Source organism: Pseudomonas sp. CH235, from assembly GCF_004368175.1.
In the GTDB taxonomy this organism is placed as follows: Bacteria; Pseudomonadota; Gammaproteobacteria; order Pseudomonadales; family Pseudomonadaceae; genus Aquipseudomonas; species Aquipseudomonas paraglycinae.
Map to the genome: position 1 here is coordinate 101460 of NZ_RRZJ01000001.1, position 15214 is coordinate 116673.

16 protein-coding genes are annotated in these 15214 nt (G+C 59.5%); 5 read left to right on the forward strand and 11 right to left on the reverse strand.

The features are described from left to right. Positions 1 to 15: 15 nt before the first annotated feature. The 7 genes from EIY71_RS00410 to EIY71_RS00440 all read right to left on the reverse strand — a co-directional run bounded on the left by EIY71_RS00410 (position 16) and on the right by EIY71_RS00440 (position 6003). Positions 16 to 696 (reverse strand): C39 family peptidase, encoded by a 681-nt coding sequence (locus EIY71_RS00410; protein ID WP_007957477.1) that lies wholly within the window; start codon positions 694 to 696, stop codon positions 16 to 18. A 62-nt stretch (positions 697 to 758) separates the two neighbouring features. After that, on the reverse strand, positions 759 to 1748 hold the full coding sequence (locus EIY71_RS00415; RefSeq protein ID WP_102718818.1) for a heme utilization protein: 990 nt from the start codon (positions 1746 to 1748) through the stop codon (positions 759 to 761). A gap of 73 nt (positions 1749 to 1821) precedes the next feature. Further along, the gene (locus EIY71_RS00420) at positions 1822 to 2394 is read right to left on the reverse strand and encodes an adhesin (RefSeq protein WP_134019824.1); all 573 of its coding nucleotides are present in this window, start codon (positions 2392 to 2394) and stop codon (positions 1822 to 1824) included. Next, positions 2395 to 2844 carry a hypothetical protein gene (locus EIY71_RS00425; protein WP_085745779.1) on the reverse strand — a complete coding sequence of 150 codons (450 nt, stop codon included), beginning with the start codon at positions 2842 to 2844 and terminating at the stop codon, positions 2395 to 2397. It lies immediately after the preceding gene. 356 nt (positions 2845 to 3200) lie between these two features. Then, complete coding sequence (locus EIY71_RS00430) at positions 3201 to 3725, reverse strand: AAA family ATPase (protein WP_085745778.1); 525 nt, start codon at positions 3723 to 3725, stop codon at positions 3201 to 3203. Further along, entirely contained in the window at positions 3722 to 4285 is a 564-nt protein-coding gene (gene pnuC, locus EIY71_RS00435) for a nicotinamide riboside transporter PnuC (RefSeq protein ID WP_085745777.1), read from the reverse strand. The genes EIY71_RS00430 and pnuC overlap by 4 nt, the downstream gene beginning before the upstream one ends. 83 nt (positions 4286 to 4368) lie before the next feature. Then, positions 4369 to 6003: a methyl-accepting chemotaxis protein gene (locus EIY71_RS00440; RefSeq protein WP_129972764.1), complete on the reverse strand. Its 1635-nt coding sequence runs from the start codon at positions 6001 to 6003 to the stop codon at positions 4369 to 4371. 303 nt (positions 6004 to 6306) lie between these two features. Here EIY71_RS00440 and EIY71_RS00445 point away from each other — a divergent pair, with 303 nt between their 5' ends. Both EIY71_RS00445 and EIY71_RS00450 read left to right on the forward strand, forming a co-directional pair. Then, the gene (locus EIY71_RS00445; protein ID WP_085745775.1) at positions 6307 to 7137 is read left to right on the forward strand and encodes an undecaprenyl-diphosphate phosphatase; all 831 of its coding nucleotides are present in this window, start codon (positions 6307 to 6309) and stop codon (positions 7135 to 7137) included. Next, on the forward strand, positions 7134 to 7562 hold the full coding sequence (locus EIY71_RS00450; RefSeq protein ID WP_085745774.1) for a DUF1294 domain-containing protein: 429 nt from the start codon (positions 7134 to 7136) through the stop codon (positions 7560 to 7562). The genes EIY71_RS00445 and EIY71_RS00450 overlap by 4 nt, the downstream gene beginning before the upstream one ends. Here the strand turns inward: EIY71_RS00450 and EIY71_RS00455 are convergent. Both EIY71_RS00455 and EIY71_RS00460 read right to left on the reverse strand, forming a co-directional pair. Beyond that, complete coding sequence (locus EIY71_RS00455) at positions 7559 to 7918, reverse strand: MmcQ/YjbR family DNA-binding protein (protein WP_064381756.1); 360 nt, start codon at positions 7916 to 7918, stop codon at positions 7559 to 7561. The genes EIY71_RS00450 and EIY71_RS00455 overlap by 4 nt on opposite strands. Then, entirely contained in the window at positions 7915 to 8823 is a 909-nt protein-coding gene (locus tag EIY71_RS00460) for a LysR substrate-binding domain-containing protein (protein WP_102686231.1), read from the reverse strand. Before EIY71_RS00460 ends, EIY71_RS00455 begins: the two co-directional genes overlap by 4 nt. Positions 8824 to 8950: 127 nt before the next feature. On the opposite strand from EIY71_RS00460, the gene EIY71_RS00465 reads away from it, so the two are divergent. Then, a complete protein-coding gene (locus tag EIY71_RS00465) occupies positions 8951 to 9562 on the forward strand; it encodes an FMN-dependent NADH-azoreductase (RefSeq protein WP_085745771.1) in 612 nt (203 codons plus the stop codon). 226 nt (positions 9563 to 9788) lie between these two features. Then, positions 9789 to 10826 carry a dienelactone hydrolase gene (locus EIY71_RS00470; RefSeq protein ID WP_085745770.1) on the forward strand — a complete coding sequence of 346 codons (1038 nt, stop codon included), beginning with the start codon at positions 9789 to 9791 and terminating at the stop codon, positions 10824 to 10826. Positions 10827 to 10830: 4 nt separating this feature from the next. Here EIY71_RS00470 and EIY71_RS00475 read toward each other — a convergent pair whose 3' ends face one another. Both EIY71_RS00475 and EIY71_RS00480 read right to left on the reverse strand, forming a co-directional pair. Next, positions 10831 to 12018 carry an MFS transporter gene (locus EIY71_RS00475; RefSeq protein ID WP_085745769.1) on the reverse strand — a complete coding sequence of 396 codons (1188 nt, stop codon included), beginning with the start codon at positions 12016 to 12018 and terminating at the stop codon, positions 10831 to 10833. Between the two features lie 289 nt (positions 12019 to 12307). Continuing rightward, positions 12308 to 13894, reverse strand: coding sequence for an ABC-F family ATPase (locus EIY71_RS00480; protein ID WP_045121838.1), 1587 nt, complete (start codon positions 13892 to 13894; stop codon positions 12308 to 12310). Positions 13895 to 14286: 392 nt separating this feature from the next. On the opposite strand from EIY71_RS00480, the gene lpxO reads away from it, so the two are divergent. Next, the gene (lpxO, locus tag EIY71_RS00485; RefSeq protein WP_102718826.1) at positions 14287 to 15186 is read left to right on the forward strand and encodes a lipid A hydroxylase LpxO; all 900 of its coding nucleotides are present in this window, start codon (positions 14287 to 14289) and stop codon (positions 15184 to 15186) included. Positions 15187 to 15214: the final 28 nt, after the last annotated feature.

Here is a 15214-nt window from a genome sequence, read left to right on the forward strand (position 1 = left end):
TCTTGTAATCGGCGATTAAAAGAAGTCGCTCTGTATGAACCCGAAGTCCATCAATTCAGCATCTTTGACCGGGTTGAAGGCATCCAGCTTGTTTTTGGCCGTCACCGGTACCGGAGGGCTGCGCAAGGCATTGGCCTTGTCATATCCGGGGCCGACGATGGCAAAGACAATGCCGTTCCAACCTTTGACAAAGTCATCATGGGAGTAGCGTTTGTGTCCTAAAACCGGGTCTCCGATGTAAACCCAATCCTTGTCCGCCCGCTGCATCACCACGAAATGCTTGTAGCCGCGAATTTCCATCAGTACCACCACCGGGATCGTGACTGCGTCGAGTTTTTCCGGCGGAATCTTGTAGCCCCTGGCGCGCATGCCGATGCTTTCTATGTAGCGTTTCATGTCCAGCATGGAAAAACCCTGAGTACGAACAAGGTCCTGGTCAGCGTTGACCAGCATGCCTTTGATGATGTGCTCCTCATCGACGTCGAGCCAATAAGCCTGGCGCAATACCGTGGCCAGTGCGGCGGCGCCGCAGCTGAAGTCGGTTTTCTGTTCGACGATGTCGGCAAACTTGCGCTCACGAATGCTTTGCACGTTCTTGTAGACGAGTGTGCCGCCAGGCAGGGCGGCAACGGGCATCTGGGCAGCCTGGGTCAGGCCGCAGAAGCAAAGCAGAGCGAGGAGGGCAGTCTTACGCATGATCGATACGCCTTTGGGACTGAGGAAAAGCCCCGTTTCCGGGGCTTTCGTTTCGATCGCGATTACATGCAGGCTTTGCAACCTGCGGCGATGGACAGCGAGTTGCTTTGTTGGTTGCCAACACCAGCGGCGTTGTTGTAACCAGCGTTACCCGAGAAGTTGTTACCAACATTGGAGATGGAAGCGTTGTTGGTCACAGGGTTTTTCCAGCCATCAGGGGTCATCACTTGTTGAGTGGTCACACCTGCCAGGCCAAAGACGCCCACTGCTTCGAATTTGGCTTTTTGATCTTTGTCGCCACCATGGCCTCTGTCGTTATTGCCATATCCGCCATGACCGTGATCGTCGTCTTCGATTTTTGCAGTGCCCTTCGCGTAGAACGCGCCAGCCCCGGCGAAAGTACCGGTGAGGGTATCTTTTTTGTAGGTTTGAGTGCCGTTGTTGGCTACGGTCAGGCCAGTGGAGGTTTGGTTCGCAGCAGCAGCGGCGTTAGCTACACGACCACCCGATACAGCAATTGCCAGGTTGTTTTTCTGTTGGTTGAAGTTGCCGGCACTGTTGTTCACGCCAATGTTGCCGGAACCGCCGTTACCCACGTTGTTGAGGTTGGCGTTGTTTGTGGTGGAGTAGTTCGCAACGGCGTTGTTGGTGTTGACTTGAGTTGCGCTGGAGACCGACACCGCAGAGCCGAAGATGAAACTTTCATCGGCAGTGGCCAGAGCGGCGGCATTGTCTTGCTGGTTGCCATCGCCGGCGGTGTTGTTCATGCCAACGTTGCCGTTGGTGCCATTGGCCGAGTCGCGGACGGAGGCATCATTTTTGGTGCCTTGGTTGCCGACCAGGTTGCCAGAGCTGCTTTGCGTGTCGAGCACTGCCGCCCCGGCGCCAGCGCCGATTTGCAGCAGTTGTTCCAGGGTTGGGCCTTTTGGTTCATGGTTGCCATGCCCGTTACCATGACCGTGATTATCATCACGACCGCCTGCCTGTGCTGCGATTGCCATCACTGCTGCGAGTGCGAAAACCAGTGGTTTGAGGGCCATTGTAGGTTTCATGGTGTTTCTCCGTCGTGCTTATTAGTTGGTTAAGTGTTGGTACTTTCTAATTGCACTGCTTTTGTTGTTTGGGTCAGTCAGCGACCCGGATGCTCAGGGTGTTAGCCATTCGGTTCCCCACCCCGGCACTCTGGTTCACCTGGATTACCCCTCGGCTGCCGGTGAAGGCCTGATCACTTGTCGTGACCTGGCGACTGCCGGGTGAGGTGCCAGTTGCTCCTGAGCTCGGTAACAACGCCACGTTCTGTTGGGAAAGGGCGCTATCGTCAACGCTCTGCGGGGCAGCACTGATGCTGACGCGCGTAACGTTGGCCATCTGGTTGTTGGCCCCGGCGCCCTGATTCACGCCCAGGATTCCGTTGCCATTGCTGAAAGAGTTGCCGCCAATGGTGGCGCTGGCATTGCCAGTGCGCTCGGCGGGTGTGTTGATGTGCTGGATGACACTGGTGGTCGCACTGGCATTGGTGCCAATGGCGATTGCTTTGGTATTGGTCTGTTGCATCTGGTCGCCTGCCGCCTGGTTGACGTTGTAGTTGCCGCGATACTGGATGCCGGTGTCTTGAATGTTCGCGTTGTTCACAGAGCTTGGGTCGGCCATGACGCTGGTGCAGCCGAGGAGGGCGAACAGGAGCAGAGAGCGATTCATTTATTGGCCTCCAGCCATACGGGTCAGCGGAGCAAGACCGGAGCTCATGGCACGGTTGACGGTATTGGAGATCGAGCCGCCGGCGCCGCCGCCGTGACCACCTCCCATGCCTGGCAAACCATTGGGGTTGGTTACAGTGTTCATGCCGGGGATGTTCGAAGTCGGGGTGGTGATGCTGCCGCGAATCGAGGAGCCGCTGGCTACACTGGCAAATTCACCGTCGTTGAGTTCGGTGCTGGTCATTGCTTGACCGATGCGGCCCGAAGGATTGGCATTGACGGTGGTGGGGTACGGGTCTTTGCCGCCGCTGCGGCCGATCGGGATCGGCTGGACGTCACGATTGAGCACGATCACGCCATTGCCTTCTGCCTGAACGTTGAAACTGAGAAACGGGCTGGCGGCTGATCCGATCAGCAGAAGGCAGGTAAAGGCTTTTTTGATATTTCCCACGGTGGCAATTCCTTCTTCAGTGGGCTGGCCTGGTCAGCGTTGTGAAGGTGAGAGCGAAAGCTGTGCCGCTTTTGAAATATCTTTGAATTTCAGTGCCTTGGGTTGGATTAGCGCAGGGCTGATACAAAAACTGTTTCAACGCTGAAACAGGCCAGGACCTTCCCCGCCCCCCATAGCCATTGCAAAGCTCTGGAACAAGGGTTTGCAGGGCAGTGTTTCAACCGCGTAACAAGTCGGATGACAAAGGCATGAAGGGCGCTGAGACGGGCACTTTGCACCCGAAAGAGTGTTTCAGGAACGGACACTTTGGCCCCAAAACAGGGGGCTGCGGCGGGGCAAACGCCCCGAAAACCGGGTCAGTCCGCGAGCAGGGCGCGGACCGCGTCGAAGGCTTGCTGCTGGCGTTCGAGCCAGTTGCCCTGAATGATCTGCAAGGGTTGGTGATGGATTTCCAGCCAGGTCCGGGTGGCCTGATAGAACGCGAGCCGTTCACTGAAATCGGGCTGGCAGCGCTGACCATCGTCCGTCCACTCGATCTGCTCGGGGGAGAGCAGCAGGTGCAAGTCGTAATGACGGGCCAGCAATTCGGTTTCCAGCCAGGGCGGGCAGTCGCCGAACAGGGTCTGGCTCCACAGAATGTTGCTCAACAGATGGGTATCGAGAATCAGCAATTGCGGCTGCTGCGTGCGTGCCGCGTCTTCCCATTGCAACTGGCCGCGCGCGATCTCGGGGATATCGGCCAGGCAAGTATCCCGCTGGTTCTGCTCGATGAACCAGCGCACATACTCGTCCACCCGCAAACCGCCGAACTGCTGTTGGATTCCAGCCGCCAGCCAGCTCTTGCCCGTGGATTCGGGGCCGGTCAGAACGATTACTTTCATCGTTGCAACGCCGGATCGGCACGCCATTCGCGCCAGCCTTGCACCGCGATCAGGGTGAACAGGGCATACAGCGCCGCCGTGAGGTACAGCCCTTTATAGAGGAACAGCCCGACGAAGATCACATCCAGCACGAACCACAGCGCCCAGCATTGCAGGCGCTTGTGGGCCATCCAGAATTGCGCGACCAGGCTGAAACCGGTCAGCGCCGCGTCGAGCCACGGTTGCGCAGCGTCAGTCCAGTGGGCCATGGCCGCGCCCAGCAACAGACTGCCCACTGCCCCGATCACCAGCCCCTGCACAATCGAGCGATTGTCGAGCCGGCTGACTTCGCGCCCGTCATGCATCGTTCCGGCCCGCGTCCACTGCCACCAGCCATAGATTTGCAGCCCGGCATAAACCACCTGAAGCAGCATGTCCGAATACAGCTTCACCTCGAAGAACACCCAAGTGTAGAGCGACACCATGACCAGCCCGATCGGCCAGCACCACGGGTTCTGTTTGACCGTGAGCCACACGGCGATCACGCCGAGGGCGGCCGCAAACAGTTCAAGCCCGGACATGCAGGATCCTTGGGGGGAAATAAAAGAGGGAGCGGATTGTACCGAAAAACAGGTGGGAAACGAGTTCCCACCTGTTGCACGGATCAGACGCGGAACTGGCGCAGCAGCCCGTTCAGTTGTTCGCTGAGCTGGCCGAGTTTCACACTCGCCACGCTCGACTGCTCGGCCGCCAGCGCGGTGCTGTGGGACAAGCCCGCTGCCTGGGTAACGTTCTGATTGATGTCTTCGACCACGTGCGCCTGTTGCAGCGTTGCGCTGGCAATCGAGGCGTTCAGGCCATTGAGGTTGCGCAGGGCCTGGCCGATGGCATTCAGGCTCGCACTGGCCAGGCCGGCCTGTTCTATAGTCAGTTGCGAAGCCTTGCTGCTGTCGCCGATCACCTTCACGGCGGCTTCGGAGTGGTTTTGCAGGCGTTCGATCATCGTCTGGATTTCCGCCGTGGACTTCTGCGTGCGTTGCGCCAGCAAACGCACTTCGTCGGCCACCACCGCAAAACCGCGACCCTGTTCGCCGGCGCGAGCCGCTTCAATCGCGGCGTTGAGGGCCAGCAGGTTGGTCTGCTCGGCGATCGAGCGGATCACCTCCAGCACGCTGCCGATCTGCGTGCTTTCGGTCGCCAGCGTACGAATGACTTCGACGGCCTGATCGATGGTGCCGGAGAGCTTGTCGATCTGTTGCAGGCTGCCGTCGATGTTGATCTGGCCCTGCTGGGCCTGGGCTTCGGCGTCACGCATTTCGCTGGCGGCGTGTTCGGCGTTCTTCGCTACGTCCTGCACGCCGTAGGTCACTTCGTTGACGGCGGTGGCCACCAGCTCCATTTGCTGCGACTGCTGATGGCTGCGTTGCTGGGCCTGCGCCGCGTCGTTGCCCAGATCGCTGGATGACTGGCCCAGTGCGCTGGCGGACACCTGCAAGTCACCGATCACCCGGCGCAGCTTGGCGGTGAAGGCATTGAAGTGATGGGCCAGTTGAGTGACTTCGTCCTGGCCGTGGGTGTCGAGGCTGCGAGTCAGATCGCTTTCGCCGCTGGCAATGTTGGCCATGGCGTTCACGGTTTCCTGCAACGGGCGGACGATGCTGCGCGCGATCAGGATCACCAGCAGCGCCATGATCACCGCGATGACCAGCCCGACCACCGACGCCTTGATCACCTGCCCCTGAAACTCGGCCTGCACGTCGTCGACGTACACGCCCGAACCGATGACCCAGCCCCACGGCTCGAACAGTTTCACGTAGGAGGTCTTGGCCACCGGTTCACTGGCGCCGGGTTTGGGCCAGCGATAATCGACCATGCCGGCGCCCTTGGCCTTGGCGATGGCGACCATTTCGTTGAACACCGCAAAACCGTCCGGATCCCGTATCGCCGAGAGGTTCTGGCCTTCAAGCTTTGGGTTGGTCGGGTGCATGACCATCACGGGCGTGAGGTCGTTGATCCAGAAGTAGTCGTTCTGGTCATAACGCAGGCCGCGGATCGCGGTCAGCGCCTGTTTCTGCGCCACGTCGCGGGTCAGGGTGCCTGCCGCTTCGAGGCCTTGGTAGTAGGTCAGCAAACCGCTGGCGGTCTGCACCACATGCTGGGTTTTCTGGGCCTTGGCGTGATACAGGTCATCGTGGATCTGCTTGAGCATCAACACGCCCAACGTCAGGAGCATGACCACCGCCACAATCAAGATGAGCCACAAGCGTCGGCTGATCGACACACTGCGCAAGCTGTTCATAACGCTGTCACTCCGGATTCTTTTTCTTGTAATAAACCACCGCCAGCATCCAACCACGTTTCGGTGACCGGGCATACGCGACCCAAGTCGTAGAACGCGGCAGCGCGATTACGACTTGTCTGTTAGGATTTCGGCCCCGCGCGTGAAAACCTGAATCCAAATTGATTTTTCACGGAATTTTGACTGTTTCGTGTGGATCCTGCGCGTGCGGAATCGGTACAGCTACAACCAGCTACGCTGAACGAAGTGAACGTAAAAAATACTATCGGAGCATGCCGCTGCGCATCGCTCTCTGGGGGATTGATGGATCTTTGGACGGCCTTGCAGGCACTAATTCTTGGAGTTGTAGAGGGGCTGACGGAGTTTTTGCCCATTTCCAGTACCGGACACCAGATCATTGTTGCCGACTTGCTCGATTTCGGAGGCGAGCGGGCCATGGCGTTCAACATCATCATTCAGCTCGGCGCGATTCTCGCGGTGGTCTGGGAGTTTCGACGCAAGATTCTCGACGTGGTCATCGGCTTGCCGACCCAGCCGAGTGCGCGGCGCTTCACGGTCAACCTGCTGATCGCTTTCATGCCCGCCGTGGTGTTGGGGGTGATCTTCGCCGACTTGATTCATCACTACCTGTTCAACCCGATCACCGTTGCCGCCGCGCTGGTGGTGGGCGGGATCGTGATGCTGTGGGCCGAACAGCGTCAGCATGAAGTCCATGCCGAAACGGTCGACGAGATTCGCTGGACGGATGCACTGAAGATTGGCTTCGCCCAGTGCCTGGCAATGATCCCCGGCACCTCGCGCTCTGGCTCGACCATCATCGGCGGCCTGCTGTTCGGCCTGTCGCGCAAAACCGCCACCGAGTTTTCGTTCTTCCTGGCGATGCCCACCATGGTCGGTGCGGCGGTGTACTCGGGCTACAAGTATCGCGACCTGTTCGTACCGGCAGATTTTCCGGTGTTCGCCATCGGTTTTGTCACGGCCTTCATCTTCGCCATGATCGCCGTGCGCGGTTTGCTCAAGTTTATTGGCAGCCACAGCTACGCGGCGTTCGCCTGGTATCGGATCGTCTTCGGTCTGGTGATTCTGGCGACCTGGCAGTTCGGCTGGGTCGACTGGACGGCCGCCCAGCCATGAGTGATTCCCGCGCACGTCGCCCGGAACGCGGACCTTCCGGTGGCAATGTTCAGCATCTGAAATTGAAGCTGGTGGTGCTGCTGATCGTCTGCGCCTTGCCGTTGTCCGGCTCGCTGTCGATGTGGCTGCGCGGGATTTCCCTGGTACCGCTGACGGCTTACGGGCTGGTCAGCGTGCTGGCGTTTTTCCTGTACTGGGCGGACAAGCGCAAGGCCCGCGCCGACGCCTGGCGTACGCCGGAGAACATCCTGCACGCCGTGGAACTGGCCGGCGGCTGGCCTGGCGCGTTGATCGCCCAGCAGGTCTTCCGGCACAAGACGCGCAAGGTGTCGTTTCAGGTGCTGTTCTGGATGATCGTGGCGTTGCACCAGATGTTCTGGATCGATCAGTTGTTCCTCGGTTCCAACCTGCTGGCGCTGTTCTAGAGCAACAGCCCGACCTGCACGCGCTTGGGCAGCTTGCTCACCACCAGTTGATGAGAACGCTGCAGCAACCCTTGCAGTTCCTCGGCGCCCAGCGGGTAGGGCGGGTGCATGATGATCCATTGCGCCCGGGCCAGATACGGCGCCGGGTGAATGCCCGGCCGGTCGCAATGACCGAGAAACAGGTCCTTGTCGACCTTGAATGCCAGCGAATCACCGCGCAATCCCTGCAAGGCGAACATCTTGTTGCCGGCAATCGAAAACACCCGCACGCCACCCCATTTGTAGTCTTCCCGGGCGCCGGGCAGGGCCAGGCAGAACTCTGCGACGTCCTTCTCGCTCATCTTTCCTTGTTTCATAACAGCCGTTCTCCACAGGCATTGAACGATTCGACCAGATGATCGATCCACGCGCGCACCGCCGGCATCACCCCGCGCCGATGCGGATACACCGCTTGCAGCCAGCCGCCAGGCAGTGACCAGTCCGGCAACAATTGCACCAGCGTGCCGTTATTCAACTCGGCTTCGCAATACATCATCGGCAACAGGGTGAAACCCTGGCCGGCCAGCACACACGCCTTGCGCACGATGAAATCGTCGATCCCCAGTCGTGCCTCCAGCGCCAGATCGCAACTCTTGCCATGCTGATCGAGCAGGCGCACATGCACCATGCGGTCGGCCTCCAAAGCGCCTAACACCGGCAAGTTCTTCAAGTCTTGCGGATGATTGATTTCCACGCCTTGTATAAAGGAAGGGCTAGCCACCACCACCATTTGCGCTTGCCGCAGGCGGCGGGTCACCAGCATCGGTTCTTCATCGCCGTGTTCGCGCACGCGCAGGGCCACGTCGATGCCTTCGGTAATCAGGTCGACCCGGCGATTGATCAGGGTGACTTCCAGCTGCACCTGAGGGTATTTGCCAAGGAAATTGCTGATCACCACTGGCAGCATTTCATGGGCCAGCCCGGTAGGGCTTGAAACGCGCAGGCGTCCGCGAGGCTCGCTGGACATGCTGGCGACCGTCTCGTCGGCCATTTCCGCTTCCAGCAGCATTGCCTGACAGTGACGCAGATAGCGTTCGCCGACCGCCGTCAGCTTCAATTGGCGAGTGGTGCGTTGCAGCAAGCGTGCGCCGAGGCGTTCTTCCAGCTCGGCGATGCGCCGTGAAAGGCGTGACTTGGGAATGCCCAGCAAGCGGCCGGCGGCGGCGAATCCGCCAGCCTCGACCACTTTGGCGAAATAGTAGAGATCGTTGAGGTCTTGCATGGGGAAATCCGACTGTTCTATCAGTGGGACAAACTATCGCATTGTTGCCGTCTAATCAGCTATTGGTTTCGTCGGTAGGATTGTCTCCATTCCGTCGCCACCGGCGATTCATTCCAGGAGATTCCACATGAAACTGCTGCACATCGATTCGAGCATTCTGGGCGACAACTCCGCTTCCCGTCAGCTGAGCAGTCAAGTGACTCAAGCCTGGCAAGCCGCCGAGCCAAGCGCTGTCGTGACCTACCGCGACCTGGCCGCCGACGCCATCAGCCACTTCTCGTCGACCACTCTGGTTGCCGCCGGCACCACCGCTGAACTGCGCAACGCCGCACAACAGCACGAAGCCGAACTGAGCGCCACCACCCTGGCCGAATTCATCGCCGCCGATGCCATCGTCGTCGCTGCACCGATGTACAACTTCACCGTGCCGACCCAGCTCAAAGCCTGGATCGACCGCATTGCCGTTGCCGGCCAGACCTTCCGCTACACTGAAGCCGGCCCTGAAGGCCTGTGCGGTGGCAAGAAAGTGGTGATCGTGTCCACCGCTGGCGGCATCCACGCTGGTCAAGCTTCGGGCGTGGCGCACGAAGACTACCTGAAACTGGTCTTTGGCTTCCTCGGCATCACCGACATCGAAGTCGTGCGTGCCGAAGGCCTGGCCTACGGCGAAGAAGTGCGCAACAACGCCATGAGCGCCGCGCAAGCGAAGATCAGCGAGCAGCTGTTCGCCGCCGCGTAAGGCTTGCGTAAAGAACAGCTCCTGTTCAGGCAAATTCCAAAAAACTCTGTATTCTGGTTCCGCAAGGGCCAGATACGGAGTTTTTTGTTTCTGACTGTTACATAATCTGGCCCGGGTTATGCAGTCTGATGATCAACGTCTGAGTGCACGCCGCGCCGGATTACCGAATTTCGGGCGTCGAACACAACGGATCTTTCGATTGAGTAACAACAGGGTGGGGCATCCCATGATGCGTCTTTGTGCAGCGTTACTGATTTGCCTGCTCGGCAGCCTGAATTCAGTGCACGCTGCGCCCGGGCAGCACCCACGCTGGAGCGTCGGCTATCACGAGATGACGTTCCTCGACCCGCTCGACCTGCAACCGATGCGTGCCATCGCGTTCTATCCCTCCAGCGATCGCGAACACATGAGCCTGCTCGAAGGCTATTCGGTCGAGGCCGGCGAAGACACCAAAGTCGCCATCGGCCGCTTCCCGATGCTGATGCTGTCCCACGGCAACACCGGCACGCCCTTGGCGCTGCACGACCTGGCCACGTCACTGGCACGCAAGGGCTTTGTGGTGGTGGCGGTGATTCACCCCGGCGACAACTCCAAGGATCACAGCCGCCTCGGTACGCTGAGCAACCTTTACGGCCGGCCGATCCAGATTTCCGAAGCCATTACCGCCACGTTGGGCGACCGCATGCTCGCGCCGTACGTGAATGCTGATCAGGTTGGCGTCATTGGTTATTCGGCAGGCGGCGAGACCGCGTTGATTCTGTCCGGCGCACAGCCTGATCTGGATCGTCTGCGCCGTTACTGCCAGGAACGCCCGGACGACCGCGACGCCTGCAACACCCAGGGTGAGTTGATTGTCGATCGCGACGATCTGCAACCGGTGGCCGATCCGCGCGTGCATGCGCTGCTGTTGATGGCACCGCTGAGCCTCAAGTTTGGTCGTCACACCCTCGCCGATGTTCACGTGCCGGTGCTGCTCTACAGCGGTGACGGCGACAAACTGGTGGCCTTCGACAAAAACGCCGCCGCCCTGGCGCGCAAGCTGCCGACCGCGCCCGACTTCAAATTGCTGGCCGGGGCAGGGCACTTTGTGTTCATGGCGCCGTGCACCGAAGAGCAGATCCTCGCCATGCCGGCGCTGTGCACCGATGCCGATGGCGTGGATCGCGAAGACATCCATCGCAACCTGATTTCCGAGGCCGGGCGGTTCTTCTCCCACGCTCTGGGCAGGCCGACCCGCGCGGGGATGCAGACGGCGGATCAGTAAAGGCTCAGGCCATTGCCCGACGCTTGAGCCATAACGTCAGCGCCAGTCCGGTGACGGACAGCAGTGCAGCGATCAGGAAAATCCACGAATACCCCAGATTCAACGCCACCGCGCCCATCAACGGGCCGGCAATCGCCAGTGCGAGATCGAAAAACACCGCATAGGCACTCAGCCCGGCACCACGGCTGGAGTTGGGAACCTGCTTGATCGCTTCAACGCCCAGCGCTGGATACACCAGCGACAGACCGAATCCGGCCAGGCCTGCGCCGATCAAGGCGTACGCGGTCGAGGGTGCGAGCCACAGCAGCAACAGTCCGACGGTCTCGATGGCCATGCAGGCGATGGCGGACGCAAAACCGCCAAAACGTGCGATGGCTGAAATGAACAGCAGTCGCGACAGGATGAAGCACACACCGAATACCGTCAGGCAGTACGCCGCGCCGGTCCAGCCGCGATTGAGGTAATACAGGGTGATGAAGGTGGTCAGGGTGCCGTAACCGATGGAAGCCAGGCTCAGACTGGCGCCGAACGGTGCAATGCGTCCGAATACATTCCAGAACGGCAGGCGTTCGCCGCGCACCACCGGCACCGAAGGCTTGTTGCGGATCAGCAACAGGGCGCCAGCGGCCAATACCGAGAGCGCGATCCCGAGGCTGGTAAAGCCGTAGTCGGCCACCATCAGCACACCCAACGGCGCGCCGATGGCGATGGCGCCATAAGAGGCGATGCCGTTCCAGCCGATGGAACGGGCGGTATGTTCCGCCCCTACCTGACCCATGCACCAACTGATGGTGCCGACGCCGATCAATCCTTGCGCGATACCGAGCAGCAAGCGCCCGGCGATCAGGATGATCAGGCTCGTCAGCGGGAAGTCCTGCAGCAACGTAGAGACAAGCGTCAACAAGCCGCTGAGTACGATCCCCGACAAGCCGTAAACAATCGCCCGTTTGGTCCCGACGGTATCCGACATGCGCCCGGCCATGGGCCGACTGAGCAGAGTGGCCAGGTATTGCGAACCGATCACCAGCCCCGCGATCACGGCACTGAAACCCAGTTGTTCGTGCACGTAACCGGGCAGCACCGCAATCGGCAGGCCGATGCAGAGGAAGGCAATAAAGGTATAGAAAACGATGGAGACGATCTGCAGGGTGATCGCCATGGAGCTTTGCGGTGGCTGTTGCTGCGCAGACATGAGAACTCGTTCGCGGGCGGCGGTGGGAGAGTCCGCATCATGGCGTGGCGCTGAAATAAAAGAAAGCAGGCTAACGATCGATTCCACGCACCACGCACCCACGGCCTCATGTTGATCGTTCCCACGCTCCGCGTGGGAATGCAGCCCGGGACGCTCTGCGTCCCATTCGAGAGCTGGAACACGGAGCCTCCCTTGAGGCATTCCCACGCAGAGCGTGGGAACGATCAGCAATGAGCAAAAAAAAGCCCTGTCACAAGGACAGGGCTTTCTGTTTACCGCTCGATTCGACTCAGAACACTACGCCTTGGCTGCGCAGGTAATCGTCGTAGGTGCCGCTGAAGTCGGTCACGCCGTTCGGGCTCAGCTCGATGATGCGGGTGGCCAGGGACGATACGAACTCACGGTCGTGGCTGACGAAGATCAGCGTGCCCGGGTAGTTTTCCAGCGCCAGGTTCAGCGCCTCGATCGATTCCATGTCCAGGTGGTTGGTCGGTTCGTCCATTACCAGTACGTTCGGCTTTTGCAGGATCAGCTTGCCGAACAGCATGCGACCTTGCTCACCACCGGAAATCACCTTCACCGACTTGAGGATCTCGTCGTTGGAGAACAGCATGCGACCGAGGGTGCCACGGATCACTTGCTCGCCCTGAGTCCACTGACCCATCCAGTCGAACAGGCTGACGTCGTCTTCGAAGTCGTGGGCGTGGTCCTGAGCGTAGTAGCCCAGCTCCGCGCTTTCAGTCCACTTCACCGTGCCTGCGTCCGGGGTCAGTTCGCCCATCAGCGTGCGCAGCAGGGTGGTCTTGCCGATGCCGTTCGGGCCGATGATCGCCACGCGCTCGCCGGCTTCAACGGTGAAGCTGAAGTTCTTGAACAGGGTCTTGCCGTCGAAGCCCTTGGACATCTGCTCGATGGTCACGGCCTGGCGGTGCAGCTTCTTGGTCTGTTCGAAACGGATGAACGGGCTCACGCGGCTCGATGGCTTGACTTCGGCCAGCTGGATCTTGTCGATCTGCTTGGCACGGGAAGTGGCCTGCTTGGCTTTCGAGGCGTTGGCCGAGAAGCGGCTGACGAACGTTTGCAGTTCGGCGATCTGGGCTTTCTTCTTGGCGTTGTCCGACAGCAGTTGCTCGCGGGACTGGGTCGCCGCGGTCATGTACTCGTCGTAGTTGCCCGGGAACAGACGCAGCTCGCCGTAGTCCAGGTCGGCCATGTGGGTGCAGACGCTGTTCAGGAAGTGACGGTCGTGGGAAATGATGATCATGGTGCTGTTACGCGCCGTCAAAATCGTTTCCAGCCAGCGGATGGTGTTGATGTCCAGGTGGTTGGTCGGTTCGTCGAGCAGCAGCACTTCCGGATCGGAGAACAGTGCCTGGGCCAACAGAACACGCAGCTTCCAGCCCGGAGCCACTTCGGTCATCGGGCCGAAATGCTGTTCCAGCGGAATACCCAGACCCAGCAGCAGTTCACCGGCGCGGGATTCGGCGGTGTAGCCGTCCATCTCGGCGAACTCGGTTTCCAGCTCGGCCACGGCCATGCCGTCTTCTTCGCTCATTTCCGGCAGCGAGTAGATGCGGTCACGCTCGGCCTTGACCTTCCACAGCTCCTCGTGACCCATGATCACGGTGTCGATCACGGTGAATTCTTCGTAGGCGAACTGATCCTGGCGCAATTTACCCAGGCGAATGTTCGGCTCCAGCATGACCTGGCCACCGGACGGCTCGAGGTCGCCGCCGAGGATTTTCATGAAGGTCGACTTGCCGCAACCGTTGGCGCCGATCAGGCCGTAGCGGTTGCCGCCGTTGAATTTGACCGAAACGTTTTCAAACAGCGGCTTGGCGCCGAACTGCATGGTGATGTTAGCTGTAGAAATCAAAGGTTTTTCCTGCGAAGCGTGCTGAGTAGCGAGGGTGCAGCCGGAGCGCTTGGCCCGAGTCGAAGTGCGCTGAGGCGGGACAATCCCGTCATCAACCAAGGGGGGCGCGTAAAGTTTGGCGGCGATTGTACTGGTCTGGCTCTTTAAACGATAGGGCGGTGACATCCCGATTGCCGTTTGGCGCGATCGCGGGACAGTTTTTCACAGACGAGTGTTCACTATTGGTTACAAACTGTGGCTAAAATGCCATCCATTCACCCAATGCCTTGTCCGGCATGGGCTCAAGGATGCGCCACCGGGACGTTTTTTTTGATTTCAGACCACTGCCACAGACCTTGGGCCACAGCCCTGAAGGCGCGCAGTTTGCTCACTTCTGACGTGTGACGATTTCCGTGAAACTCATCATTGCCGCTGTATATGTCATTTCCATTGCATACGTTCATCTGCGTGGTCGCGTGCGCCACAAGCTCGGTCGACAACTTAGCGATCACTCTTCGTTTCTGGCACCGATCAACTGCTTCCTTTATCTGTTCTCGAAAAAGCCCAACACGCCGTATCTCGATCCGAAGGATTTTCCCGACCTGACTCCGTTACAGACCCACTGGGAAGAAATCCGCGAGGAAGGCCGCAATCTGCTGCGCGCCGGCGAGATCAAGCGCTCGAATCAGTACGACGACGTCGGTTTCAACTCGTTCTTCAAGACCGGCTGGAAGCGTTTCTACCTGAAGTGGTACGGCGACAGCCACCCGTCGGCACTGCAACTGTGCCCACGTACTACCGAACTGGTGCAGAGCATCGGCTCGATCAAGGCTGCGATGTTTGCAGAATTGCCGCCGGGCTCGAAACTGGTGCGTCACCGCGATCCTTACGCCGGTTCCTACCGTTATCACCTGGGTCTGGAAACGCCGAACGACGCCGGTTGCTACATCAATGTCGATGGCGAGAACTATCACTGGCGTGATGGCGAAGCGGTGATGTTCGATGAGACCTTCATTCATTACGCAGAAAACACCACCGACCAGAATCGCATCATTCTGTTTTGTGACGTCGAACGTCCGATGAAGTATCGCTGGGCAGCGGCGTTCAACGGCTGGTTCAGCCGTACCGTGATGTCGGCGGCCGGTGCACCGAACGACGCGGGTGACCGCACCGGTGGCATCAACCGATTGTTTACCAAAATCTACAAGATTCGACTGCGCGGCAAAGAGCTGAAGAAGCGCAATCGCAAGCTCTATTACATGGAAAAGTGGGCGATCTTCGGCGGACTGCTGGCGATCTTTATTCTGATCTGACGCATCGGGCGACTGTTGAAAGGCAGTC